This is a genomic window from Mesorhizobium tianshanense (assembly GCF_007830515.1).
In the GTDB taxonomy this organism is placed as follows: domain Bacteria; phylum Pseudomonadota; class Alphaproteobacteria; order Rhizobiales; family Rhizobiaceae; genus Mesorhizobium; species Mesorhizobium tianshanense.
In genome coordinates this window covers 155490-180650 of sequence record NZ_VLKT01000008.1, presented here as the reverse complement: position 1 = coordinate 180650, position 25161 = coordinate 155490, and the positions used below count along the sequence as shown (strand labels likewise).

Annotated in this window: 25 protein-coding genes; 17 read left to right on the top strand and 8 right to left on the bottom strand. The window is 63.2% G+C overall.

Translation table 11 applies throughout. The features are described from left to right. Positions 1-306 precede the first annotated feature (306 nt). The gene (locus IQ26_RS08655) at positions 307-1041 is read right to left on the bottom strand and encodes a cation efflux transmembrane domain-containing protein (protein WP_145715858.1); all 735 of its coding nucleotides are present in this window, start codon (positions 1039-1041) and stop codon (positions 307-309) included. A 65-nt stretch (positions 1042-1106) separates the two neighbouring features. On the opposite strand from IQ26_RS08655, the gene IQ26_RS08650 reads away from it, so the two are divergent. Next, positions 1107-1544: a MerR family transcriptional regulator gene (locus tag IQ26_RS08650; RefSeq protein ID WP_145715856.1), complete on the top strand. Its 438-nt coding sequence runs from the start codon at positions 1107-1109 to the stop codon at positions 1542-1544. A 160-nt stretch (positions 1545-1704) separates the two neighbouring features. Here the strand turns inward: IQ26_RS08650 and gshB are convergent, their stop codons facing one another. Further along, entirely contained in the window at positions 1705-2646 is a 942-nt protein-coding gene (gshB, locus tag IQ26_RS08645) for a glutathione synthase (protein WP_145715854.1), read from the bottom strand. 234 nt (positions 2647-2880) lie between these two features. Here gshB and IQ26_RS08640 point away from each other — a divergent pair, with 234 nt between their 5' ends. From IQ26_RS08640 to IQ26_RS08565, 16 genes are all read left to right on the top strand, one after another. Then, positions 2881-4125, top strand: a complete 1245-nt coding sequence (locus IQ26_RS08640) for a glycosyltransferase family 2 protein (protein WP_145715852.1) — start codon at positions 2881-2883, stop codon at positions 4123-4125. Then, a complete protein-coding gene (locus IQ26_RS08635; RefSeq protein ID WP_145715850.1) occupies positions 4122-4520 on the top strand; it encodes a GtrA family protein in 399 nt (132 codons plus the stop codon). Before IQ26_RS08640 ends, IQ26_RS08635 begins: the two co-directional genes overlap by 4 nt. A gap of 271 nt (positions 4521-4791) precedes the next feature. After that, positions 4792-6540 (top strand): GtrA family protein, encoded by a 1749-nt coding sequence (locus IQ26_RS08630; RefSeq protein ID WP_240547035.1) that lies wholly within the window; start codon positions 4792-4794, stop codon positions 6538-6540. Positions 6541-6639: 99 nt separating this feature from the next. Beyond that, positions 6640-7983, top strand: a complete 1344-nt coding sequence (locus tag IQ26_RS08625; RefSeq protein ID WP_145715846.1) for a putative bifunctional diguanylate cyclase/phosphodiesterase — start codon at positions 6640-6642, stop codon at positions 7981-7983. A gap of 184 nt (positions 7984-8167) precedes the next feature. Further along, positions 8168-8935, top strand: a complete 768-nt coding sequence (locus IQ26_RS08620; RefSeq protein WP_145715844.1) for an SDR family NAD(P)-dependent oxidoreductase — start codon at positions 8168-8170, stop codon at positions 8933-8935. Next, positions 8932-9879 carry a 2-dehydro-3-deoxygalactonokinase gene (locus tag IQ26_RS08615; protein WP_162457896.1) on the top strand — a complete coding sequence of 316 codons (948 nt, stop codon included), beginning with the start codon at positions 8932-8934 and terminating at the stop codon, positions 9877-9879. The genes IQ26_RS08620 and IQ26_RS08615 overlap by 4 nt, the downstream gene beginning before the upstream one ends. A gap of 22 nt (positions 9880-9901) precedes the next feature. Continuing rightward, positions 9902-10543: a 2-dehydro-3-deoxy-6-phosphogalactonate aldolase gene (locus IQ26_RS08610; protein ID WP_145715842.1), complete on the top strand. Its 642-nt coding sequence runs from the start codon at positions 9902-9904 to the stop codon at positions 10541-10543. Next, positions 10540-11421 (top strand): SMP-30/gluconolactonase/LRE family protein, encoded by an 882-nt coding sequence (locus IQ26_RS08605; protein WP_145715840.1) that lies wholly within the window; start codon positions 10540-10542, stop codon positions 11419-11421. Before IQ26_RS08610 ends, IQ26_RS08605 begins: the two co-directional genes overlap by 4 nt. 147 nt (positions 11422-11568) lie before the next feature. Then, positions 11569-12639 carry a D-alanine--D-alanine ligase family protein gene (locus IQ26_RS08600; RefSeq protein ID WP_145715838.1) on the top strand — a complete coding sequence of 357 codons (1071 nt, stop codon included), beginning with the start codon at positions 11569-11571 and terminating at the stop codon, positions 12637-12639. Between the two features lie 107 nt (positions 12640-12746). Further along, positions 12747-13415 (top strand): helix-turn-helix domain-containing protein, encoded by a 669-nt coding sequence (locus IQ26_RS08595; RefSeq protein ID WP_145715836.1) that lies wholly within the window; start codon positions 12747-12749, stop codon positions 13413-13415. Between the two features lie 29 nt (positions 13416-13444). Next, positions 13445-14512, top strand: a complete 1068-nt coding sequence (locus tag IQ26_RS08590; RefSeq protein ID WP_145715834.1) for an extracellular solute-binding protein — start codon at positions 13445-13447, stop codon at positions 14510-14512. 10 nt (positions 14513-14522) lie between these two features. Next, positions 14523-15413, top strand: a complete 891-nt coding sequence (locus tag IQ26_RS08585; protein ID WP_407660315.1) for an ABC transporter permease — start codon at positions 14523-14525, stop codon at positions 15411-15413. After that, entirely contained in the window at positions 15413-16198 is a 786-nt protein-coding gene (locus tag IQ26_RS08580; protein ID WP_162457895.1) for an ABC transporter permease, read from the top strand. The genes IQ26_RS08585 and IQ26_RS08580 overlap by 1 nt, the downstream gene beginning before the upstream one ends. A 1-nt stretch (position 16199) precedes the next feature. Continuing rightward, positions 16200-17309, top strand: a complete 1110-nt coding sequence (locus IQ26_RS08575; protein WP_145715832.1) for an ABC transporter ATP-binding protein — start codon at positions 16200-16202, stop codon at positions 17307-17309. Positions 17310-17330: 21 nt separating this feature from the next. Beyond that, positions 17331-18716: an NAD(P)/FAD-dependent oxidoreductase gene (locus IQ26_RS08570; RefSeq protein WP_145715830.1), complete on the top strand. Its 1386-nt coding sequence runs from the start codon at positions 17331-17333 to the stop codon at positions 18714-18716. Positions 18717-18741: 25 nt separating this feature from the next. Continuing rightward, a complete protein-coding gene (locus tag IQ26_RS08565; RefSeq protein ID WP_145715828.1) occupies positions 18742-19095 on the top strand; it encodes a cupin domain-containing protein in 354 nt (117 codons plus the stop codon). Positions 19096-19118: 23 nt separating this feature from the next. Here the strand turns inward: IQ26_RS08565 and IQ26_RS08560 are convergent, their stop codons facing one another. The 6 genes from IQ26_RS08560 to dnaK form a co-directional block, all read right to left on the bottom strand. Then, entirely contained in the window at positions 19119-19406 is a 288-nt protein-coding gene (locus tag IQ26_RS08560) for a DUF1330 domain-containing protein (protein ID WP_126036476.1), read from the bottom strand. A gap of 26 nt (positions 19407-19432) precedes the next feature. Next, complete coding sequence (gene pyrF / locus IQ26_RS08555) at positions 19433-20116, bottom strand: orotidine-5'-phosphate decarboxylase (protein ID WP_145715877.1); 684 nt, start codon at positions 20114-20116, stop codon at positions 19433-19435. 17 nt (positions 20117-20133) lie between these two features. After that, the gene (locus IQ26_RS08550; RefSeq protein ID WP_145715826.1) at positions 20134-20730 is read right to left on the bottom strand and encodes an NADPH-dependent FMN reductase; all 597 of its coding nucleotides are present in this window, start codon (positions 20728-20730) and stop codon (positions 20134-20136) included. A 59-nt stretch (positions 20731-20789) separates the two neighbouring features. Continuing rightward, positions 20790-21395 (bottom strand): phospholipid N-methyltransferase PmtA, encoded by a 606-nt coding sequence (pmtA, locus tag IQ26_RS08545; protein WP_145715824.1) that lies wholly within the window; start codon positions 21393-21395, stop codon positions 20790-20792. 142 nt (positions 21396-21537) lie between these two features. Beyond that, entirely contained in the window at positions 21538-22668 is a 1131-nt protein-coding gene (gene dnaJ / locus IQ26_RS08540) for a molecular chaperone DnaJ (RefSeq protein ID WP_135933963.1), read from the bottom strand. Between the two features lie 210 nt (positions 22669-22878). Further along, a complete protein-coding gene (dnaK, locus tag IQ26_RS08535) occupies positions 22879-24795 on the bottom strand; it encodes a molecular chaperone DnaK (protein ID WP_145715822.1) in 1917 nt (638 codons plus the stop codon). Between the last annotated feature and the right edge of the window lie 366 nt (positions 24796-25161).

Below are 25161 nucleotides of genomic sequence, written 5' to 3'. Positions count from 1 at the left end.
GCGGCGCGTGGCAACATCTTCACTCATGGCTTCCTCCCGAATCTCCGGAAGCCTCTTGAATCACGCTAACCTACGTCGTGCCACAAATTACAACCCGCCGTTAACCTGAGCTCGTTGCCCTCCCGGAACGGTTGAACGGCGCGGCTGCAAGGAAGCGGCGCCGCAGATGCGCTACCCATGAACGCAGGCGTAGCCTGCTGCTGTGGCGCTTTCCGACGAAATATCACCCAGTATGCGCACGGACGGCTTCGGCGTCAAAACCGGAGACAGAGCACGGTCGTGCGCAAGTGCGGCTGCCCCACTAGCCTACTCTGCTGCGGTGGAATGAGGTGTCTGTCCCTGCTGGTATTCGCTCCAGGCTTGCCGCAGGATTTGCACCGAAGAGGTCAAAAAGGTCCCCGCCATGACCGCGGCAACGATCAAATCGGGCCACGCTGTTGCGGTTCCCCAAACCCCTAGCGCAGCAAGCATCACCGCCGCGTTGCCGATGGCGTCGTTACGGGAGCATAGCCAAACCGATCGCACGTTCGCATCTCCGTCCTTGTACGGCCTCAGAAGGCCGACAGATGCGAGGTTGGCGGCAAGGGCCAGGAAGCCAATGACACCCATCACTTCGGCGCTCGGCACGCCAAGGACAAGCGTCTGATAGACGGTGGAGCCGAAAACCCAGAGTCCCAACAGGCTTAGCGAGAGACCCTTGAACAAGGCAGCGCTTGCTCTTGTTCGCAATGACGCGCCAATGACCGCAAGGCTGAGGCCGTAAGTGACGGTATCGCCCAAGAAATCCAGCGCGTCGGCTTGCAGAGCCTGCGATCCGGCGAGCTGACCCGCGACCATCTCGGTCAAAAACATCGCCCCGTTGATGCCGATGACGGTCCAGAGCACCCGCCTGTAACGCGGGTCCATGCCGTCGAAGACCGGCACGCCGCCTGAACAGCAAGTGTCTACGACCTGCGCAACGGCGTCCGTCTTGGGTGGAAACACCAGTGGCGGCGGGGCGCAACAGATGTCCGTTTCACGATTGCAGCAGTCGTCAGCCATACGGTGTCTCCTTTTCGAAAGGCACCGTAGTCCCTATAGTGACTAGAGGTTCAAGAGGCTTTGAGATGGATTTTTCGATTGGCGAACTGGCACGGCGCACCAGGGTCAAGGTGCCCACCATTCGCTACTACGAACAGATAGCGCTGCTGCCATCGCCGCCGCGCTCGGAGGGCCAGCAACGGCGCTACGATGCAAGCCATGCTGCTCGGCTCAACTTCATCCGCCACGCCCGTGAGCTAGGCTTCGAGATAGGTGCCATACGCGAGTTGCTGGCAATGAACGCGAAGCCGGACCAGTCCTGCGTGGGGGTTGACGAAATGGCGCGGCGGCACATTGCCGAGATCGATCGCCGCATCGCGCACCTGACTACGCTTCGGGCGGAATTGCAGCGCACGGTCGATGAATGTGGGCGCGGACGCGTGTGTAAATGTCGGGTGATCGAAACCTTGGCCGATAGCGGTCACGACCACAGTAGACCGGCCGAACTCTGGTCACGGCGATAGAGAATCCGCACGAGATCGACATCGCCGGCACGACCTTGCTGCAAAGAACTGTCATGCCTTGACGTTTGGGTCCGCAGGCGGCACCCCGAAGGGCGAGCAGTGACCAACAGAAGTTTGCTTCCGCTCACGGAACGCGGCCGCCTTGCGGAAGCAATGAGCGCTACTTGCGTTTGTTCTCGACCGCGTCCCAGAACAGGCTCGCAATATTGGCGCCCCCAAAACGCTGCACCTCGCGAATGCCGGTCGGCGACGTCACGTTGATCTCGGTCATGTAGTCGCCGATCACGTCGATGCCGACGAGGATAAAACCGCGCTCTTTCAGCGACGGACCGATGCGGGCGCAGATCACGCGCTCGCGCTTCGTCAGTTCGGTTTTTTCGGCGCGGCCGCCGACATGCATGTTGGAGCGTGAATCATGCTCGGCCGGCACCCGGTTGATGGCGCCGACCGGCTCGCCGTCGATCAGGATGATACGCTTGTCGCCCTTGCGCACCTCCTTCAGGTAGCGCTGCACGATGTAGGGCTCGCGGAACATCTGGCCGAACATCTCGAGCAGCGCGGCGAGGTTGCGGTCGGCTTCGTGCAGATGGAAGATGCCGGCGCCGCCATTGCCGTAGAGCGGCTTGACGATGATGTCGCCGAACTCCTTGCGGAAGGCGGCGACCTCCAGCGGATCCTTGGTGATCAGCGTTTCCGGCATCAGGTCGGAAAATTCGGTGACGAAGATCTTTTCCGGGCTGTTGCGCACCCAGGCCGGGTCGTTGACCACCAGCGTCTTGGGATGGATGCGCTCGAGGATATGCGTGGTGGTGATGTAGTTCATGTCGAAAGGCGGATCCTGCCTGAGCAGGATGACATCCATCTCCGACAGGTCGGTGCGGACTTCTTCGCCGAGCGAATAGTGATTGCCCTTCTCGTCGCGGACTTGCATTTCCTCGATGCGGGCAAACACCTTGCCGTCGCGCAGCGACAGCCGGTCGGGCGTGTAGTGGAAGAGCTGATGCCCACGACGCTGTGCTTCCAGCGACAGCGCGAAGGACGTGTCGCCGGCGATCGAGACGGTGGAGATGTGGTCCATCTGGACGGCGATTTTCAGAGGCATGGCGGATCTCCGGCGGATCGGATGGGCAGCTGTGCTTGCCTGTACAGGCTCGCCGGTCATCTGCCAATCGCGACATTTTGAGGATTGCCAGCTGCAGGCTGGGCGCCGGTCGGTCGGTTGGAGACAAAGCGAGGCTGCGCGTCATCGTTTTCTTAAGCCTTGTCGTGCAAGGATAGGCGCCAAATGCTCTCCGGCCGGACAGACGCCATACCGGGAGCTCCCGATGGAACAACGATGAACGCCGTCACCACCATCCGCGCCGCCTCGACCAGACCGCTCGAGCTCACCATCCTCATGCCATGCCTCAACGAGGCCGAAACGCTTGCCATCTGCATTGGCAAGGCCAAGGCCTTTCTCGACAAGGCGCAGATCTCAGGCGAGGTGCTGATCGCCGACAACGGCAGCACCGACGGATCGCAGCAGATCGCAGCGGCAAGGGGCGCCCGGGTCGTGCAGGTCGCACGGAAGGGTTATGGTGCCGCGATCCTGGGCGGTATCGCCGCCGCCAGGGGCCGCTTCATCATCATGGGCGATGCCGACGACAGCTATGATTTCGGCGCGCTGGAAGCGTTCGTCTCGCGCCTGCGTGACGGCGCCGATCTGGTCATGGGCAATCGTTTCCAGGGCGGTATCGAGAGTGGCGCCATGCCGCCGCTGCACCGCTATCTCGGCAATCCGGTGCTCAGTTTCGTCGGCCGCCTGTTCTTCCGCATCAAGACAGGTGATTTCCACTGTGGCCTGCGCGGGTTCAACATCGACAGCATCAGGAAGCTCGACCTGCAGACGACTGGCATGGAATTCGCGAGCGAGATGGTGGTGCGCGGCGCTCTTGCCGGCTTGCGCATTGAGGAAGTGCCCACCACACTCAAGCCTGACGGCCGCAGCCGGCCGCCGCATCTCAGAACCTGGCGCGACGGCTGGCGGCACCTGAAGTTTCTGCTGGTATACAATCCACGCTGGATGTTCTTCATTCCGGGCACGGTTCTGTGTGGTCTTGGCACGCTGTTTGCGGCGCTGCTTGTGTTCGGGCCGCTTACAGTGATCGACAATCTGTCGCTCGACCTGAACACCTTCGTCGCCGCCTGTTTCATGGTGGTAACCGGCGTCCAGCTCATCACTTTCGGCGTCATTTCGCGCTACTATGCCGAGATAACCGGCATCCTGCCGCGCAGTCGGCGTTCCGACTGGCTGACCAGAACCATGAGCACCGACCGTCTCGCCGCCAACGCCGGCATCTGCTTTGCCGGCGGCGTCCTGTTCTTCGGCTATGCCGTTCTGCGCTGGGCACATCTTGGTTTCGGCCCCCTGGATGATTCCGAAATCCCCCGCATCGTCGTGTTGGGCCTGAGCCTGATCGTCATTTCGTTCCAGGCATTCTTCTCGGCATTTCTACTGGGGGTCCTTGAAATACCGGTTACGCGGCTGAAAGCTGGCTCCGCCGGCCACTCCGACAATCCGTCGGCGCGCGAAGACGCATGAGCCAAGCGCTGCCAGTTTTCGTCCAGACGCGCCTGTTCCGCTTCCTGACGGTCGGCATCGGCGCCGCCCTGCTGCTGTTCGTTCTTTCGTGGCTCCTGGTTTCACTCGGCCTTTCGCCCTTCATCGGCAGTGTCATCGCCTATGCGGTCACGGTCCTTGTCGCGTATTCCGCGCAGCGCGGCTGGACATTTGGTGGAAAGCACGACCATGCCCGCGCCATGCCGCGTTATTTTGCGCTGCAGGTTGGATGCGCGGGGTTTTCGGGCCTTGTGTCGCATGTGGCGGTTACACGTTTCGGCATGTCGCCTCTTTCCATGTCCGCGTTAATGACGATCGCAGCTAGCGCTGTAAGCTTCGTCCTGTCCTCCCTATGGGTGTTTCCGGCGCGTGGCTAATGCATGTCGCCCGAAAGCAAGTCCGCGGACTTGACCCGAGGGTGCGCGGCGATTTCGGGAAAACGACATGCATAAAGAACAAGGGCTTAAAGCGCGTCGCACGGATCCTTTCAGACGCGACGCGCTTTGGCACGTTTTGCGTCCGATTTTACGCTTTGTTGAACTGACCCGCGCTAGCCTACGCCGTTGAACACAGGCTGAAAGCCATCCCATGCCCGATGCTGCAATGCCTTCCAAAGGGACTGCTCGTATTTCCTGGCGAACGGACCTCATGCTGGCGCTGCTTGCCACGCTGGTGGCGTTCGCCATCAATGCCTCGGTCGGGTTTCCGGAACTGACCAACGCCCACGGCGACAACGACAGTCTGCTGCGTCTGGTCGAAGTGCGCGACTTGCTGGCCGGCCAAGGCTGGTTCGATCTGCACCAGTACAGGATGGGGCTCGAAGGCGGCTTCGTCATGCATTGGTCGCGGCTGGTCGACGCGCCGATCGCCGCCATCATCCTTGCCGCGTCGGCCCTGACCGGCAACATGGGTCTAGCCGAGAATATTGCGCAAGTGCTGTGGCCGGCGCTGCTCTTCTGCCTGGCGGTGTTTTTCATCACTCGCGCGGCGCGCAGTTTCGCCGGCGGGAGCGCCGTGCTGCCCGCTGCCGTCGTCGGCGCGGCGGCGCTGCATTTCATCGGCATCTTTTCGCCAGGCGCGCTCGATCATCACAATGTCCAGCTCATGCTGACCATGGCCAGCCTCAGCCTGCTGCTTGAAGCCCCCGCGCGGGGACCGGCGGCGCTGTTCTCGGGCGTGTGCGCCGCGCTGATGCTGGCTGTCGGCATGGAAACCGCCCCTTATGTCGCCACCATCGGTGCCTGCGTCGCGATCCTGTTCGCCTTTGACGCAGATGGCGAAAGATGGATTGCCAGGGATTTCGGCCTTAGTTTTGCCGGCGTTTCCGCTCTCGTCTTCGTCGCCACTGTTCCCGTCTCCGCCTGGGGCCAGGCACAATGCGACGCCTTCTCGACCGTGCAGTTTGTCGTCGCGGTACTGGCCGGAACCGGCCTTGCCGCGATAGCCTCGATCGAGGTCGCCGGGCGGACGCGCCGGCTGGTGTCGCTTGGCGTCCTTGCGCTCGCGTTGGGTACAGTCGTCGTGGTGCTGTTCCCGCAATGCCTGGCGGCTCCCTACGCGGATCTCGATCCGCGCCTCAAGGAGCTGTGGCTCGAACATATCGACGAAGCTCAGTCGCTGTTCGAGCTTGTCGTCCACGATCCGGCCAGCGTGGTGGGGCGCTATGCCACGCCGGCGGTCGCGCTCGTCCTGATGGCGCTTCGCCTTGGCCGTGGCCGCTGGCGGCGGCAGGACAGCCTTGTCGGTGCGCTGCTTGTGATGGCGTTCGTCGTCAGTGCCTGGCAGGTGCGCGGCTCGACATTCTCGGTCGCGTTGGCGGTCATCCCGCTTTCCGCCTGGATCGCCAGCTGGCGTCAGCGGGTCGAGGCCAGCCCTTCGCGCAGCGTGGCGCTGCGCATGGCCGCTGTCTGGCTCGTCTCGGTGAATGCCGTCTGGACGGGCGCCGCGGCGGCGACCTCGGTGGTGTTCGAAGCCGACAACACAGCGGTCCATGACGGCGGTGCCGACATGGCCTGCCAGGGCCAGGCCTCTTTTGCAGCACTTGGCCATTTGCCGAACACCACGGTGCTGGCAATTTCCAATCTCGGATCGCCGATCCTCGCCTATTCCGGTCATCATGTCTTCGCCGGGCCCTATCATCGCAACATCGCCGGAGATCTGCTCGCGCTCGACGCTTTCCTGGGATCGGCTGCCGATGCCAGGGCGATCGTGGCAACGCATCATGCCGGCCTCGTCGCGCTTTGTCGGGGCAGTGCGGAAAGCAAGATTCTTGCCGCCAAGGCGCCGGAGGGTTTTCTTGCCGGGCTGATGCGCGGCAGCGTGCCGGACTGGCTCGAACCGGTCACGCAAATCGGCGGGGGTTCCATCGAATTGTACCGCGTCCGGCTCGACCACTGAAGCAACTCTTCGCCTGTGAAAGAAATCGATTTGGGATACGTTTCCTAAACGGTTTGCTGCCAGTCTCGGAACGGCTCCGACGTCAAGACAGGGACACCGATGCAAACGACGTTTGGCACCGGGCAGGCAAGCCGGGAAAGCACGGATCTGGCCTTTACCGATCCGTTGACTGGGCTTGGCAATCATCGCCGCTTCTTCGACAAGGTCGATCGCCTGATCAGCGACCGCGCCGACGATCCGGCGCCGTTCACCGTCGGCATCCTTGACCTCGATGGCTTCAAGCCGATCAACGACCTGTTCGGACACAAGGCCGGCGACGACATCCTGATCCAGGTGGCGATGCGGCTGCGCGCCTCGATGGACAGCCATTCCATCGTTTGCCGCATCGGCGCCGACGAGTACGCCTTCCTCTATCCGATGGTGTTCAGCGAGGAGGCCGCGGCCGAAAGGTCGCGCATGCTGATCGAGATCCTTTCGGCGCCCTACGATGTCGGCGAACGCACCGCCAGGCTTTCGGCCTCGGTTGGCTGCTCGATGTTCTATTCGGGCGACGAGACCACCGAAATCCTAGTCAGCAAGGCCGAGACCGCGCTGTACCATGCCAAACGTTCGGGACGCGGAAGGGTCGTCGTCTATAGCAGAGAGATGGAAGAGGCGGCCAAGCGCGTCACCCGCATCGAGCAGGCCTTGCGACGCGCCGTCTCGGCCGGCGAGGTCGAGCCGCATTTCCAGCCCATCGTCGATCTCAAGACCCGCCGCATCATCGGCTTCGAGACGCTGGCGCGCTGGACCGATCGCGATCTCGATTCGGTCCCGCCGACGGTCTTCATTCCCATCGCCGAGGAGCGCGGCATCATCGGCCCGCTGTCGCAGCTTGTGCTGCGCAAGGCTGCCGAGGCGGCCAGGAGCTGGCCGAAGGAACTGTTCCTGTCCTTCAACCTGTCGCCGTCGCAGCTCGTCGACCAGAACACCGGCCTGCACATATTGGCAATCCTCGACCGCACCGGCTTCGACCCGCGCCGGCTGGAGATCGAGATCACCGAGACCGGCCTGATGAACGATCCGGCCTCGGCCGAGAAGATCGTCGAGGATCTGCGCCGGGTCGGCATCCGGGTTTCGCTCGACGATTTCGGCACCGGCCAGTCCTCGCTCGGGCGCCTGCGCGAATTCCATTTCGACAAGCTCAAGATCGATCGCACCTTCGTCTCCTCCATTCTCGAAGACCGCCCGTCGGAACACATCATCCGGGCGATCCTGGCCATGTGCGAGGGGCTCGGCATGGACGTGGTCGCCGAAGGCATCGAGCAGGAAGCGCAGGCCGAGCGCCTTGTCCAGTTCGGCTGCGCCGGCGGGCAAGGGTTCCTGTTCGGCAGACCGGTCGATGCCGATGCCACACTCGCCTATTTGCGAAATTCGGTCCGCGGCGCCACCAAGGCGATCTGACGACCGGTTGCGCTGCCGCCGCGACGCGACGCCCTTTTGTCAGACATAAGCCCAAAACTTTTGCATTTCACCTTGCTACCCAGACATGGCTGGATAGGATGCGCGCCGACCAAATCACAGCGCCGCGTCCGTTTGGGACGTGCAAAGGGCGCTGCAGTCCTTTTGATCTTGCGGAGAAGAAATCATGATGCCATCGGCACGCTTTGCCGACCTTGAAGGCGCTTCGGTGCTGATCACCGGCGGCGGCTCCGGGATCGGCGCTGCGCTGACCGAGGGTTTTGCCCGTCAGGGGGCGAAGGTTGCCTTCATCGACATCGCCGACCGCCCGAGCCTGGCGCTGGCCGACCGCATCGAAAAGGATCTCGGCCGCCGGCCCCTCTACTTCAAGACCGACATCCGCGACATCGAGGCGCTGCGGGCATCAGCCGCCAGGGCTGCGGAGGCGCACGGCAACGTCACAGTGCTGGTCAACAATGCCGCGCAAGACGATCGCCACGCGGTGGAAGACGTCACGGTGGAGTTCTGGGACAACAACCAGGCGATCAATCTGCGTCCGCATTTCTTCAGCGCACAGGCGGTAGCGCCGGGCATGAAGCGGGCCGGCGGCGGCTCGATCATCAACTTCACGTCGACGTCGTTTCTCATCAATCACCCCGACATGCCAGCCTATACCGCCGCCAAGGCCGGCATCGTCGGCCTGACCAAGGGGCTTGCCGGCAAGCTTGGCGCCGACGGCATCCGCGTCAATGCGATCGCACCCGGCTGGGTGATCACCAATCGGCAGAAGGAACTCTGGGTCACCGAACAGTCGCTCGCCGCCCATGTTGCCAAGCAATGCATCAAGCAGGTGATGCAGCCGGAAGACATTGTCGGCACGGTGCTGTTCCTGGCGTCGGACGCTTCGCGCATGCTGACCGCACAGATGCTGATCGTCGACGGGGGCTTCCTGTGAGCCTGGGATTTCCGGGCAAGGCGCCGGCAGTCGCGGCCGTCGATTGGGGCACCACCCGTCTCAGGGTCTGGCTGGTCGATCAGGCCGGAAACGTCCTTGCCGAGGGCCGCGGCGACGACGGGCTGATTACCGCGCAAGCCTCGGGGTTCTCGACCATCCTCGAAGGACATCTGGCGGAGATGGGCGCGCCGGAAGCGATGCCCGTCATCATTTGCGGCATGGCCGGCTCCCGCCAGGGCTGGCTGGAGGCGCCCTATGTCACCGTGCCGGCGCCGATCGGCGCCATCCTAGCCGGCGCTGTGCGCATTCCCGGCCAGCGCCGCGACATCCGCATCGTGCCGGGCCTTGCCCAGCGCCAGGCCGACGCGCCCGACGTCATGCGGGGCGAGGAAACGCAGCTTGCCGGCGCTGGTTTGCCGGCAAAGGGTCGCCATCTCGTCTGCATGCCCGGCACTCACTCCAAATGGGTTCTGGTCGAGGACGGCGTTGTTGCCGGTTTCGGCACCTGGCCGACCGGCGAGCTGTTTTCGGTGCTGGCGGCGCATTCGATCCTGCGTCATTCGCTGGGCGAGCAGCCCAAGCCGGTTGCATCAGGAGATCCGTTTTTCCGGCGCTGGTGCGAGGCAGCGCTGGCCGAGGGTGGCGATGTCACGTCGAGACTGTTCTCGATCCGTGCCGCGGGCCTGCTGCAGGACCTGAAACCCGACGATGCCGCTGCTTGCCTGTCCGGCCTGCTTATCGGCGGCGAGGTCGCCTCGGCTAGTCGCCGCCATGGGAAAGGCACGGCGTCCGTCGTGCTGATCGCTTCCGGCGCGCTCGGCGCGCTCTACACTGAGGCGCTCGGCCTTGCCGGGCTTACGGTCAAGACTGTCGACGCCGACGAGGCAGTGCGTGCCGGCCTGGTCGAGGCGGCGCGCGAAAATGGCATGATAGCCCCGACATGATCGACAACAGCGGAGTTGCCGCATGACCGAGACCGCACCTTTTCCCAAGCTCGGGCGCGGGCTTGTCGCCATCCTGCGCGGCCTCAGGCCGGACGAGGCGGTGGCCGTCGGCCGGGCGATCTTTGAGGCCGGCATCGAAGCAATCGAAGTGCCGCTCAATTCGCCGGACCCGTTTGCGTCGATCGCCAGCATCGTCGAGGCGCTTCCAGTGACAGCACTGGTCGGCGCCGGGACTGTGCTGACATCAGCCGATGTCGATCGCCTGCACAAGGCCGGCGGGCGGCTGCTGGTTAGCCCCAACATCGACGCCGAAGTCATGGGCCGCGCCATGAATTACGGCATGGTGACGATGCCGGGCGTGTTCACGCCGACCGAGGCCTTCCAGGCGATCCGGCTTGGCGCCTCGGCGCTGAAATTCTTCCCGGCCAGCGTGCTTGGCGCGGCCGGCATCGCGGCGATGCGCGCCGTTTTGCCAGCCAACACGCTGGTTGGTGCGGTCGGCGGCGTTTCGGAAAAGGACTTTGCCGGCTACAAGGCGGCTGGGGTCAGCGTCTTCGGCCTTGGCTCCAGCCTGTTCAAACCTGACATGAGCGTCGATGAGGTGGCCGCACGGGCGAGCGCCGCCGTTGCGGCCTGGGATGCGGCGTTCGGAGGCGCACGATGAACGAGACCATCGTTTCCGTCTTTTCCGATCATGTCTGCCAGCTTGGCGAGGGGCCGAGCTATCATCCCGCCACCGATACGCTCTACTGGTTTGACATCGTCAACGGCCAGCTCCTGGAAAAGCGCCTGTCCGGCGGCGCGACCACCACCCACGACCTTGGCCAGATGGCCAGTGCCATCGCCATCATCGATGAGCAGCGCCAACTGATCGCCGCCGAGACCGGCCTCTATGTCCGCGATGTCGCGACCGGCAAGATGACGCTGCACACGGCGATCGAAGCCGACAATGCGGTCACCCGCTCGAATGATTCGCGCGTCCATCCCTGCGGCGCCTTCTGGGTCGGCACGATGGGCAAGGGCGAGGAGAAGGGTGCCGGCTCGATCTACTGGTTCTTCAAGGGGGAACTGCGCCGGCTCTATTCTGACATCACCGTGTCGAACTCGATCTGCTTTTCCGAAGATGGAACGGTCGCCCATTACACCGATACCAGCACCGGCCTGCTGATGCGGGTCGGCTGCGATCCGGCGACCGGCTTGCCGGCTGGCGAGCCGAAGATCTTTGTCGATCACCGCAGGGCCAAGGGCTATATCGACGGTTCGGTGCTCGACCGCGATGGCATCCTGTGGAACGCCTGCTGGGGCGGCGGCGTGATCGAAGCCTACGGACCCGACGGTAGGCTCGTCCGTTCGGTCGCGATGCCGGTGACGCAACCGTCCTGTCCGGCCTTTGTCGGCAGGAATGCCGACCGGCTGGCGGTCACTTCCGCCTGGTCGGGCAAGGACGAGAAACAGCGCCTGCTGGACCCGCAAGCCGGCATGACGTTTCTGCTCGACATTCCGGTCAACGGCCGCTTCGAGCCGCGCGTGCTGATCGCCTAGACCATCATCCCGAAAAGATGATGGTCAAACAACAAGATCGCGCCGGCACTGTCGTGCGGGCGTCCGGCTGGCGTCGGTTTTTCGTGAAAGCCTGATACATTCGCCGTGCGATGGTAGGCAATCGCGCTGCCAGGATCTGTTCATTCCATGTCGAACCAGAAGCCGAAGCTGATCCTTGTCTACGAGCCGGAAGAGGCCTGCTTCGACCGGCTGGTCGCCGACGGCCACGTGCCGGCGCGTGCCGCCGAAATCGCCTCCTATCTGGCGCAATCGACCGACATTGCGCCTGAGTTCGACACGCTTGCCGCAGCCTGCCTGACACGCGGCCTGTCCTTCGCGCCGGTGGCGCTCGACGATGCCGCAGGCGTGCTTGCCGGTCAGGACCCGGACACGACGCTGGTGTGGACGCTGACCGATGGCGTCGCCTATTTCCGCGGCGGAGCGGCACCGGCTTTGGCAAGGCTGAACGGCCTGAAGGTGCTCGGCGCCGATGATGCGCTGTTTGCGCTTTGCCAGGACAAGTTCCGCTCCGGCGCGGTGCTCGGCGCGCTCGGCCTGCCTGTCCCGCAAGCCGGGCTGGCTCGCGACGGCCGCTGGCTGGTCGAGCCACCGCCTTCGCCAACCGGCTGGTTCGTCAAGCCAAACCGGCTCGGTGCCAAGATCGGCATCTGGCCGGATTCGCGCTGCAGAGATCTCGACCACGCGCTGGAACTCAGCCGGCGTGTCTTCGCCGCCTATCGCGACGATGTCGTCGTGCAACCCTATGTCGCCGGGCGCAATGTGCGCGCGAGTTTTCTGGGTCTGAAGCCGAACACCGGCGTCGAGGCGCTCGGTATCGCCTTTGTCGATTCGGGTGGTGATTTCCAGACCATGGAGGACAGCTTGGCGCTCTACGGCGACACCGGCGCGTCTGCCAAGGCGACGGGAACATATACCGAGCCCGAACTGCTGCCGGTCGTCGCCAGCCAGCCGCGAGCCGATGCAAGGATCCGACGGGTCGCAGAAAGCCTGACAGCCGGGCTTGGCCTGCGGGATGTTTTTTCCATCGATTTCCGGGTCGAAGCCGACGACAGCGTCCATCTCATCGAGTTCGAGGTCTGCCCCGGCCTGCCCTGCTTCGATTTCCGCGCCTATTGCCGCACGCAATGGGAGATGGGCCTCGCCGATGCGATGGCCGGGACCGCCGCGAGCCGTTGTTTTACATCGCCAACGAGATGAACAGCGCCCGCATGCGCAGCTGCGCCGGCGACCCATGAGCCCCGTGTCTTCACAAATGGCTTGCGTTCCGGCGTTTCACTTAATAGGGTGTTAAGTGGAGGAACTTGGTGAAAGCCGACCCTGCGACATCCCCAGAGGTGGCCGCGCTGGTGGCGACGGAAGCAGGCAGGGCGAAGCATGTCGGCGAGCGGATCAAAGCCATTCGCACGGCCCGACGCATTTCGCTTCGCCAACTGGCCGACATGATCGGCACGACGGCGAGCTTCATCAGCCAGCTCGAGCGCAATCTGAGCGGAGCCAGCGCCAGCACCCTGATGCGGATCGCGGCTGCGTTGGATCTCGGCATCCACGACTTGTTCGAACAGACCGAAGGTGGATTCCACAAGGTGCTCACCAGGGCCGGCCGCCCCCTGCTGCCGATCAGCCATGGTTGTCGAAAGACGTTGCTGTCGCGGCGGCCGATCCATGAATTCGAGGTTTATTCGGGGGATTTCGACGTCGGCGGTTCGACCGGCAACGACGCTTATACGCATGGCGGCAAGCACGAGATGTTCGTCGTTCTGAAGGGGACAGTCGAGCTGACGCTGGCAGACGAGCGTTTCGTCATGAACGAGGGCGACAGCATCGAGTATGCAACCTCCACGCCGCATCGCACGGTGAACATCGGCAAGACGCCGGCGCAGGTGCTCTGGATCATCGCGCCCCCGACCAGCGGCGCGGCGGAACTCAATCAATACACGCCCGGACAAGGCTCGCAGCCGGGCGGACCGAATTGATGCGGGTGCACGTAAATGGGAGATAAAACATGAAGAAGATCGGACAGGTGACCGCGCTCGGGCTGCTGATGATCACGACCGCAGCGCTTGCACAGAGCAAGCCCGTGGCGGGCGAGGTGGCCGAAGGCTCGCTGAAGGACAAGACGCTTACCTTCGTCTCGTATGGAGGCATTTATCAGGATGGTCAGATCGCTGCGCTAAAAGAATTCGTCGACAAGTCCGGTGTGACGCTGCTCAGCGACGGGCCGACCGAAATCTCGAAACTGCAGGCGCAGGTCGAATCCGGCAATGTGACCTGGGACGTTGTCGACACCGGCGATTTCCCGCCCTACGTCTATTGCGGCAAGCTGTTCCAGAAGCTGGACTTCTCGAAGATCGATACGTCCAACATTCCGGAGGGCCAGATCAGCGAATGCAGTGTGCCGGCCATGAACTATGGCGTGGTGCTGATGTACAACACCGAAAAGTACAAGGATAATCCGCCCAAGAGCTGGGGGGATTTCTTCGACATCGAGAAGTTCCCAGGGTCGCGCGCCCTGGAGGGCAGCGGCGATCTGTCCGGTGGTATGGTCGAGCAGGCGCTGCTCGCGGCCGGCGGGTCAGTGGAAAACATGACGGTGGCCGATATCGACAAGGCTATCGAGAAGGTGAAGTCGCTCGGTCCGGACACGATCTTCTGGAAGACCGGCGCCGATTCCCAGCAGCTCGCCGAATCCGGCGAAGCCGATATGATCGCAATGTGGACCGGACGTGCCATGACCGCGGTAAAGAACGGCGCGGCGTACACGCCGGCGTGGCAGGACTGGCTGGTCGTGATGGACCAGATGACCATTCCGATGGGCGTCAAGGACCCCGAAGCGGCGCATGCGCTGATCAACGCCTATGTCGGCAAGAGCGCGCAGGAGACGCTTGCAAAAACCACCTCGTATACCCCGATCCACAAGGACGCGAAGCCAGAAGTGGACGAGGTCACCGCAGCGTTCATGACCAACACGCCGGATAAGCTGAAGCTTGGCTATCAGCAGAACATCAAGTTCTGGGTGGAGAACTTCGAGGTGGCGAACGAAAAGTGGAACGCGTTGATGGCAGGCAACTAGGTTCGCCGCCGTGACAGCGGGAGCAACTGACAGCCGGACCGCTGTTCCGGCTGTCGTGGCAGACGACCGGCGGCGCTGGTTTCGGGGACAGGCCTTCTGGCTTGTCGCGCCGGCGCTGTTGCTGCTCGTTGTCTGCCTGGGCCTGCCGCTCGCCATCGTGACCTTGCGCAGCTTTTCCGAGCCCCAATGGGGATTGCAGAACTATGCCTGGTTTTTCGGCGCACCGGTCAACCTGACCGTACTTCAGCGGACCTTCGCGATCTCCGCCTGGGTGACGTTGGTATGTCTCATTGCAGGCTATCCCTATGCCTACCTGATGACTGCGGTCGGACCCAAGATGCGGCTCATCCTCATCCTCTGCGTGCTGGTGCCGTTCTGGGTGAGCGGCGTGGTGCGCACGCTGGCATGGGTCATCCTTTTGCAGGATTCCGGTGTGATCAACTCCGTCATCCGGGCTGCCGGCCTCGGTCCGGTCAAGCTGATCCGCACGCAGACGGGCGTGGTGATCGGCATGGCGCAGGTGCTGTTGCCGTTCATGATCCTGCCGCTCTATTCGGTGATGAAGACGATCGACCTGCGGCTCATGCAGGCGGCGCGAAGCCTCGGCGCGAGCCCGGCGCGCGCCTTTGCCCAGGTCTATCTGCCGCTCTCGCTTCCGGGCGTCTACGCGGGCGCCATCATCGTGTTTATTCTTGCGCTCGGCTTCTACATCACCCCCGCACTGCTCGGCGGTCCGCGTTCGACCATGCTTTCGACCCTGATTCAGAACCAGGTGCTCAGCCTGCTCAACTGGGGGCGCGGCGGTGCGATGGGCGTGGTGTTGTTGATAGCGACCTTCGTCCTGCTCGCGCTCGCAGCACCGCTGACGCGCCAACCACACAAGACGGGCTCGAGACGCTGATGAAACAGCCCAGTCGAATCCTGCTCGGTCTGTTCTGCCTGCTCGTCGCGGTCTGGCTGGTCGCACCGACAATCGTCGTCGTGCCGATGTCTTTCAACGACAAGAAGTCGCTGGCCTTTCCGCCATCCGGCTTTTCCTGGCAGTGGTACCAGAACTTTTTCACCAACCCCGAATGGTCAGCGAGCCTGGTCGGCTCGCTCAAGGTTGCCGTCGTCACGGCGGTGTTCGCCACCGTCATCGGCACGCTGGCGGCATTCGGCCTCGATCGCATGAAAAGCCGCGTCAGCGGCGTGCTTCGCGCACTGCTGATCACGCCAATGGTCGTGCCGGGAGTGGTGCTCGCGGTTGGAATCTACGCGGTCTATCTCGATACGCAGTTGGTCGGCACCATGACCGGCTTCGTGCTGGCCCACACGATGCTCGCCGTCCCTTTCGTCATCATCGCCGTCTCCGCCAGCCTGGAAGTCTTCGACAAACGGCTGGAGACTGCTGCGGCCAGCCTCGGCGCGACCCGCCTGACGGCGTTCAGGACGGTGACGTTTCCGCTGATTGTGCCGGGCATCCTGTCGGGCCTGCTGTTTGCGTTCGTAACCTCATTCGACGAGATCATCGTCGCGCTGTTCATCACCAGCCCTTACCTGAAGACACTGCCGGTCCAGATCTTCTCCAGCATCACCCGGGACGCCGACCCCACCGTTGCGGCGGTGGGCACGCTGCTCTTCATCACGACGTCGCTGGTGATCGGGGCGGGGCTGCTCATCGGTTCGAGACAGGGAAAACGTTGACATGGCCTCACCATCGACCCGCGGCGCAGCCATCGATCTCAAATCCGTCAGCAAACACTATGGCAGCTTCGTCGCTCTCGACAAAGTCTCGCTGCACATCGAGCCGGGGGAATTCATGACGCTGCTCGGGCCCAGCGGTTCGGGCAAGACGACCACGCTCAACGTCATCGCTGGCTTCACCGAGGTCAGTTCGGGTTCGCTTGATGTCGGCGGCAAGAGCGTCATCGGCGTACCGGCGCACAAACGCAACATCGGCGTCGTCTTTCAGCACTACGCGCTGTTTCCGCACATGACGGTGAGCAGGAATGTCGCATATCCGCTGACCTTGCGCGGCATCGCCAATCCCGATCGCGAGGCTCGGGTGCGCAAGGCCCTGGACATGGTGAAGATGGCGGATTTCGGCCACCGCTTCCCCAGCGAGCTCTCCGGCGGGCAGCAGCAGCGCGTCGCGCTGGCCCGCGCCATCGTCTTCGACCCGCCGCTGCTACTGATGGACGAGCCGCTCGGCGCGCTCGACAAGAAGTTGCGTGAATGGCTGCAGCTCGAGATCAAGCGGATCCACCGGGAACTGGGCACCACCTTCGTTTACGTCACGCACGACCAGGAGGAGGCCCTGGTCCTCTCCGACCGCATCGCCGTGTTCAACCAGGGACGCATCGAGCAGATCGGCACCGGTCGTCAACTCTACGACGAGCCCGAGACCTTGTTCGTCGGAAAGTTCGTCGGCGACTCGACGATACTGCGTGGTGCGGCCTCGGCCTCCGGCGACGAGACCGCCATCGATATAGCCGGACGGAAAGTAGCCACCGCCAAGCGCCTTACCGACGGCGCCATACCCGTGATGCTGCTGCGACCGGAGAAGCTGAGCCTCGCCAGACGTGGGAAGGGCGGACAGGATCGAAACACCCTGCCCGGGCGCATCGGCGAGGCCATCTATCTCGGATCGGGCTCCAAATACGAGGTCGTGCTGGCCGACGCCTCCAAGGCGATCGTGCGCTCGACGCTGGACGCCGAAACCTTTGCCATCGGCGACGAGGTCGACCTCGTATTCGCGGCCAGCGACGCGAAGCTGCTGGCGGACGACGAAAACGCCGATTTCACCCTGACCTGAATGCTTCTGGAAATCGCAACAATGGACGTGAAAAAGAACGGCGACGTTTCATTCTGGTATGCCGACATCGGCGGCGTGCCCGGCTATCGCCCGCCGTTGCAGGGCGATATCGTGGCCGACGTTTGCATCGTCGGGGCCGGCTACACCGGCCTTTGGACCGCCTATTACCTGAAGCAGGCGGCCCCGCACCTCGACATTGTCGTCGTCGAAAAGGAGTTCGCCGGGTTCGGCGCTTCGGGACGCAATGGCGGCTGGTTGTCCGGCGGATTCTCATGGTCGCGCGAAAAATATGAGCAGGCATCGTCGCGCGCTGGAGTCGTCGCCATGCAGGCGGCGATGACGGGTACGGTGAACGAGGTCATTTCGGTCGCGGAAACCGAAGGCATCGACGCCGACATCCGCCGTACCGACGAATTGCTGGTCGCAACCAACGAGGCGCAGGAGCAGCGCGCCAAGGCGATGTATGCCGATGCCAGATCCTGGGAGCTGACCGACGAACGCGTGGGGTATATCGATGCTCCGGAGACGCGCCGGCGCATAGCGGTACACAACGCGCGCGGCGCCTTCGTCATCAAGAAAGTTGCACGGGTTCAGCCCGCAAAGCTGGTGCAGGGGCTCGCCAAGGCTGTGGAGCGCCTAGGTGTTCCGATCTACGAACAGACGACCGTGGTGTCGATCGAAAAAGGCAAGGTCGCAACCAACCGAGGCGTGGTGCGCGCCGAAAAGATCGTGCGGGCGACCGAGGGCTTCACCGCGGGAATTGCCGGCCACGAAAGACTCTGGTTGGCGCTCAACAGCGCCATCGTGGTGACCGAGCCGTTATCCGAAAAGCTGTGGAGCGAAATCGGCTGGGATGGCTACGAGGTGCTCGGCGACGCTGCGCACACATACTGCTACGCGCAGCGCACCCGGGAGGGGCGCATTGCCATGGGCGGGCGCGGGGTGCCCTATCGGTTCGGCTCGAAGACCGACGTTCGAGGCGTCACCCAGCAGGCGACGATCGACAAGCTGCACAAGATCCTGACGACGCTTTTGCCGCAGACCAGGGGACTCAAGCTCGACCATGCATGGTGTGGAACGCTGGGCGTGCCGCGCGACTGGTGCACGACGGTGGGCTTTGACAGGCAGGCCGGAATAGGGTGGGCAGGCGGCTATGTGGGCCTCGGCGTGTCCACCTCGAACCTCTCGGGACGCACACTGAGGGATCTGCTGCTGGGCAACGATACCGAGCTGACGCGGCTTCCCTGGGTCAATCGAACCGTGCGCAAATGGGAGCCGGAGCCGCTGCGCTGGCTGGGTGTCCATTCCATGTATCAGCTCTATCGAATTGCCGACGAGCGGGAAGCAAAGGGGCTGCCGCGCACATCGCGGCTGGCGGCCCTGGCCGATCGCATCACCGGGCATTGAACCGCATCACCTCTAGGACTTCAGCATGATCGACTTCCAGACCTTCGGCCACCTTGCGCATATCGACCTCGGTGAGCCCCAGCCGAAACCCACCTCGGTGGAGGGCGATCCGCGGGAAGCGGCCAACACCCTCTGGACTTCGGGTGATGGCAAGATCGAAATCGGTGTCTGGGAATGTTCGCAGGGCCGGTTCACCGCGCGCCGGGACACGAATTCCGAGATTTGCCACATCGTCTCCGGCCGCGTGACGTTGCATGGTCGCGACGGCGCGGCCAAGGATGTCGGACCCGGCGAATTGCTTGTCCTGCCGCTTGGCTGGGAGGGCGAATGGACCATCCACGAGAAAACGCGCAAGCTTTACATCCTGCATTCGGTCTGACCGCAGCGGCGGTTGCCGCTGGACTAAAACCCCTCGACCAGCACGATCTCGCCATCGGCCACCTTCTGGCGGATCGCGGCGGCGCGCTGGTATTCGGGCGAGTGGTAGCAATCGTGCGCCGCAGCCAATGATGGAAACTCGATGATCACGTTGCGGTCGCGGCCCGGCCCCTCGGCCTTTTCATGCGCGCCGCCACGGGCCAGGAATTTCACATCGAAACGGTCGAAAGCCAGTTTGGCGGCGGCGACGTAGTCCTTGTAGCCTTCCGCATCGCGCACATCGACGCGGGCGATCCAATATCCCTTGGGCATGTTTTTTCTCCGAAGCTCCCTGGGCGTTAGGCCGAGCGCATTTCATCGAGGATCGCTTCCGCGACCGCCCGCCTATCGGCGGCGCCGACGATCGGCCGGCCGACGACGAGATGGCTGGAGCCGTTGCGGATCGCCTGCGCCGGCGTCACCACGCGTTTCTGGTCGCCATGGTCGCTGCCCTTGGGCCGTATTCCCGGCGTGACGACGGCCATGTTGGGTCCGACGATCCGGCGCACCGCTTCGGCTTCCTCGGCCGAGCAGACGATACCACCCATGCCGGCATGCAGGGCCTGCTCGGAGCGCCTCAGCACCAGCGTATGCGGGTCATATTCATAGCCGGCGTCGATCACGTCCTGCTCGTCCATCGAGGTCAGCACGGTGACGCCAAGCAGGCAGAGATCGCTGCCCCTGGCAGCCTCGACCGCTGCCTTCATCGTCTTCGGATAGGCGTGCAGCGTCAGCATGGTCATGCCCATCCTGACGATGGCCTCGACGCCCTTGGCCACCGTGTTGTCGATGTCGAGCAGCTTCATGTCGAGGAAGATTCTGGTGCCGCCGCTGGCAAGCTCGCGGGCGAAATCGAGGCCGCCGGCGAAAGCGAGCTGATAGCCGATCTTGTAGAATGAGACGACCCCGTCGAGCTCGCGCACCGCCTTCTCGGCTTCCTTCAGCGTCGGCACGTCGAGGCCGACGATCAGCCTGTCTCGCATAGTGTCTTCGGCGTGGATCAAGTCTCGATCCGCGTGGACAGCATGCGCGAGGTTTCGATCAGCGTGCGGCATAGGTGCTCCATCGATCTGTGCAGTCTCTCGTCCCTGAAATTCCCGTCCTCGTCGAAGGCGCTGCCGCCTTCCGGCACCGAGCACTCCGGTGTCACCACCTCCATCTGGCAGCGCACCAGCACGGCGCGCAGATGGTTGATGCAGCGTACTCCGGCGAAGTGTCCCTTGGAAGACGAACAAAGGCCGGCGGGCTTGCCGGTGAAAGGCCTGAGCAACCGGCCGCCATCCTTGCGCACCCGGCTCACCCAGTCGATGGTATTCTTGAGCAGCGGCGGGATGGAGCCGTTATATTCGGGCGTCGCAATCAGCAGCCCGTCATGGGCGGCGATCTGCCGGGCAAGGTTGATGGCGTTTTCGGGAATGCCTTTTTCGTTTTCCAGGTCCTCGTCCAGGATCGGCAGCGGATAGTCGGCAAGCGAGATGCGGGTCACCTCGGCACCCTGCATGGCAAGTTCCTTCTGCGCCAAATCGGCGGTCCTGCCGCTGTAGGCGCCGGTGCGAATCGAGCCCGCGAAGACGAGAATTTTCGGGATCACCGCCATTGGCTACCTTTGTCAGCGGACAGGTATAGGCCAAGCACGCCTCAAATCCCAAATACTGATCAATGCGCCCCGCGCCGGTAAATCCAAAGCTGCGTCGGCGGGATGTTGCGAATGACGAAATGGAAATGCTCGACCGTGTAGTCGCCGCGGCCGGGCGGGATCGGCGACAGCGGGCCGTAGGTCAGCTGCACGACCGGGCGGCCTGTCGGAATGCGGTCGAGAAGGCTTTCGATATAGGCGATGCGTTGGGCGACCGGGAAATTGAGCAATGGCACGCCGGAGATGACTGAATCGAACTTCAGGCCGCCCTTGTCGCCGAGCGTCGCATCGAGATTGAATGCGTCGCCCTCGATGACGTTGATATCAGGATAGAGCTGGCGCAGATGGCGCACGAAATCGGTGGAATATTCGACCGCATAGAGATTTTCAGGCTTAACGCCCTGGGCGAGGATGGCTCGGGTGATGACGCCGGTACCGGGTCCGACTTCGAGCACCGGCAGGCCCGATTTCGGGTTGACGACAGAGGCCATCTTGCGGGCGGTGATGGAACTGGTCGGCACGATCGAACCGACCGCTTTCGGCTTGTCGATCCAGCCCTTGAAGAACTTCAGTTCGTCGTCGAACTTTTCCGCCAGCGCCTTTCGCAATCCGGGACCATGTGCCATGCAAGTTCTCCTGAACGCTCCTCCCGAGACGCTACTTAGCAGCTACGGGGTCCAAGGCAAGGCGGATGCCGGTATAAGATGTTGATGACGCTTGGGAAGCTTCCGCTAATTGTACTCTATACCCGATTGGCAAGAATAGGCATCAGCGCTCGCCGAAGGTTTCGAAAAAGTCCTTCATGCGGGCGAAAAACCCGCTCGACTGAGGCGAATTATCCTTCGAGGATAGCTGCTCGAACTCCTCCAGCAGTTCGCGCTGGCGGCGGGAGAGGTTTTGCGGCGTCTCGACAGCGGTCTGGATATAGAGGTCGCCGACGTTGTGCTGGCGCAGCACCGGCATGCCCTTGCCCTTGAGGCGGAACTGGCGGCCGTTCTGGGTGCCTTCCGGCACCTTCACTTTCGTCTGGGTGCCGTCCAGCGTCGCCACCTCGAAGGAGCCGCCAAGGGCGGCGGTCGTCATCGAGATCGGCACCTTGCAGTAAAGATCGGCGCCGTCGCGCTGGAAGAATTCGTGCGGCTTGACCGCCAGGAAAATATAGAGATCGCCTGACGGGCCGCCGCGCAGGCCGGCTTCACCCTCATTGGCAAGGCGGATGCGGGTGCCGTCCTCGATGCCGGCCGGGATGTTGACCGACAACGAGCGCTCCTCGGTGACGCGGCCCTGGCCGGCGCATTTCGGGCACGGCTCCTTGATGGTCTGGCCACGCCCCTGGCATTGCGGGCAGGTGCGCTCGATCGAAAAGAATCCTTGCGTGGCGCGCACCTTGCCGTGGCCGTTGCACATCGAGCAGGTGACGGGCTGGGTGCCGGGCTTGGCGCCGCTGCCGGAGCACTCCGTGCAGGAGATCGAGGCCGGAACGTGAATCTGCGCGGTCTTGCCGGTGAATGCCTCCTCCAGCGTGATTTCCATGTTGTAGCGCAGGTCGGCGCCGCGCTCGCGCCCGCCGGACGAGCGACGCTGGCGCCCGCCCATCATGTCGCCGAAAATGTCCTCGAAGATGTCGGCAAAGCCGCCGGCGCCGAAGCCTTGCGCGCCGCCATTCATGCCGCCCTGTTCGAAGGCGGCGTGACCGAAGCGGTCGTAGGCCGCGCGTTTCTGCGGGTCCTTCAGCGTCTCGTAGGCCTCGTTGATTTCCTTGAACTTGTGCTCGCAGGAATGATCGCCGGGATTGCGGTCGGGATGGAACTGCATGGCGAGCTTGCGGAACGCGCTCTTGAGCTCCTTCTCGTCGGCCCCCTTTTGCACGCCCAGCGTTTCGTAGAAATCAGCTTTCATTTTTTCCTGCAGTCCGGATATTCAACGTCTTGAAGCCCTGTTGCGTCGTTTGCCGGCACGCTGTTCCGATTTAGGTGCGAAGGGGCCGGGATGCCAGTGTCGACGCGAGGTTGCCCGCATTTTTTCGGCTAAGGCCGCACTTTTTCGTCCAGAGTTGCAAAAAAGCCCGGCTTTGCGCCGGGCTTTTCCGCTTTATCTGCCGTCAGCCGCTCAGGCCGACTTCTTCTTGTCGTCGTCCTCGTCGATTTCCTCGAAGTCGGCATCGACCACATCGCTGTCCTTGGCGGCGTCCGCCTTGGCGTCAGCCTCCGCGGCTTCCTTCTGCGAAGCCTCGTACATGGCCTGGCCGAGCTTCATCGAAGTTTCGGCGAGCGCCTGCGTCTTGGCCTCGATCTCGGCCGCGTCGTCGCCTTCGGCAGCGGTTTTCAGCGCCGCGATCGCATCGGCGATCGCCGTGCGGTCAGCCTCGGAAACCTTCTCGCCATATTCCTTCAGCGACTTCTCCGAGGAATGCACCAGCGCCTCGGCTTGGTTGCGGGCCTCGACCAGCGCACGCCGCTTCTTGTCGGTCTCGGCATTGGCTTCGGCGTCCTTCACCATCTTCTCGATGTCGGCGTCCGAAAGGCCGCCGGATGCCTGGATGCGGATCTGGTGCTCCTTGCCGGTGCCCTTGTCCTTGGCCGAGACGTTGACGATGCCGTTGGCATCGATGTCGAAAGTGACCTCGATCTGCGGCACGCCACGTGGCGCCGGTGGAATCCCGACCAGGTCGAACTGGCCGAGCGCCTTGTTGTCGGCGGCCATTTCACGTTCGCCCTGGAAGACGCGGATGGTCACGGCCGACTGCGAATCCTCGGCCGTCGAGAACACCTGGCTCTTCTTGGTCGGGATCGTCGTGTTGCGCTCGATCAGGCGCGTGAACACGCCACCCAGCGTCTCGATGCCGAGCGACAGCGGCGTCACGTCGAGCAAGAGCACGTCCTTGACGTCGCCCTGCAGCACGCCCGCCTGGATGGCGGCGCCCAATGCGACGACCTCATCCGGATTGACGCCCTTGTGCGGCTCCTTGCCGAAGAACTGCTTCACGATCTCCTGGATCTTGGGCATGCGGGTCATGCCGCCGACCAGGACGACCTCGTCGATTTCGCCAGCCTTCAGGCTGGCATCCTTGAGCGCCGCCTTGCAGGGCTCGATGGTGCGCTGGACGAGATCCTCGACCAGGCTCTCGAATTTCGCCCGCGTCAGCTTCAGCGTCAGATGCTTGGGGCCGGTGGCATCGGCGGTGATGAAGGGCAGGTTGATCTCGGTCTGCGTGGTGGACGACAGCTCGATCTTAGCCTTTTCGGCCGCTTCCTTGAGGCGCTGAAGGGCGAGCTTGTCGCTCCTCAGGTCGATGCCCTGTTCCTTCTTGAACTCAGCTGCCAGATATTCGACCAGACGCATGTCGAAATCCTCGCCGCCGAGGAATGTGTCGCCATTGGTCGACTTCACCTCGAAGACGCCGTCGCCGATTTCGAGCACCGAAATGTCGAACGTGCCGCCGCCAAGGTCATAGACGGCAATGGTCTTGCCTTCCTTCTTGTCGAGGCCGTAGGCAAGTGCGGCCGCAGTCGGCTCGTTGATGATGCGCAGCACTTCGAGGCCGGCGATCTTGCCGGCGTCCTTGGTGGCCTGGCGCTGCGCGTCGTTGAAATAGGCCGGAACGGTGATGACCGCCTTCTCGACCTTCTCGCCGAGATAGGCTTCCGCCGTTTCCTTCATCTTCTGGAGGATCATCGCCGAGATCTGGCTGGGCGACTGCTTCTTCCCGCCGGCCTCGACCCAGGCGTCGCCATTGTCGCCCTTGACGATCTTGTAGGGGACAAGCTTCTTGTCCTTGTCCGTCACCGGATCGTCATAGCGGCGGCCGATCAGGCGCTTGACCGCGAAGATGGTGTTTTCAGGATTGGTGACCGCCTGGCGCTTGGCCGGCTGGCCGACGAGGCGCTCGCCATCGCTGTTGATGGCGACGATGGAAGGGGTGGTGCGCGCGCCTTCCGCATTCTCGATGACCTTCGACTCCTTGCCGTCCATGATGGCGACGCAGGAGTTTGTAGTTCCCAGATCGATACCGATTACTTTTGCCATTTTTCTAGTCTCTCCGCTAAGCAGGCTCTCAGGACCCGTACAGGCGTTCCGACGAAAGCCCCTGTTCACAAGAAATCCCGTTCCGGCAACCGGCATTCCGGCGCCGAACGGCTTGGCGCGTATATAAGAACAGGCTGCGCGGCGCGCAAGCATTCTGCGCAACGCGTCCAACATCCTTTGCCTCAGCCGCCCGGCGGGGGGCGTCCTCTGGCCGTGGCTCGAAGGGCCCAGGCCGTCCAGCGCTTCCCATGAACCTTTCCGCGCCCGTCCGCGACTGACGCTCAGGTGCCGCGTGGTGCGGCCCCGGAAAGGAAAGCCCCATGACTGGAAACTCAGAGATTCCATGGTCGCCGGGAACAACGGGAG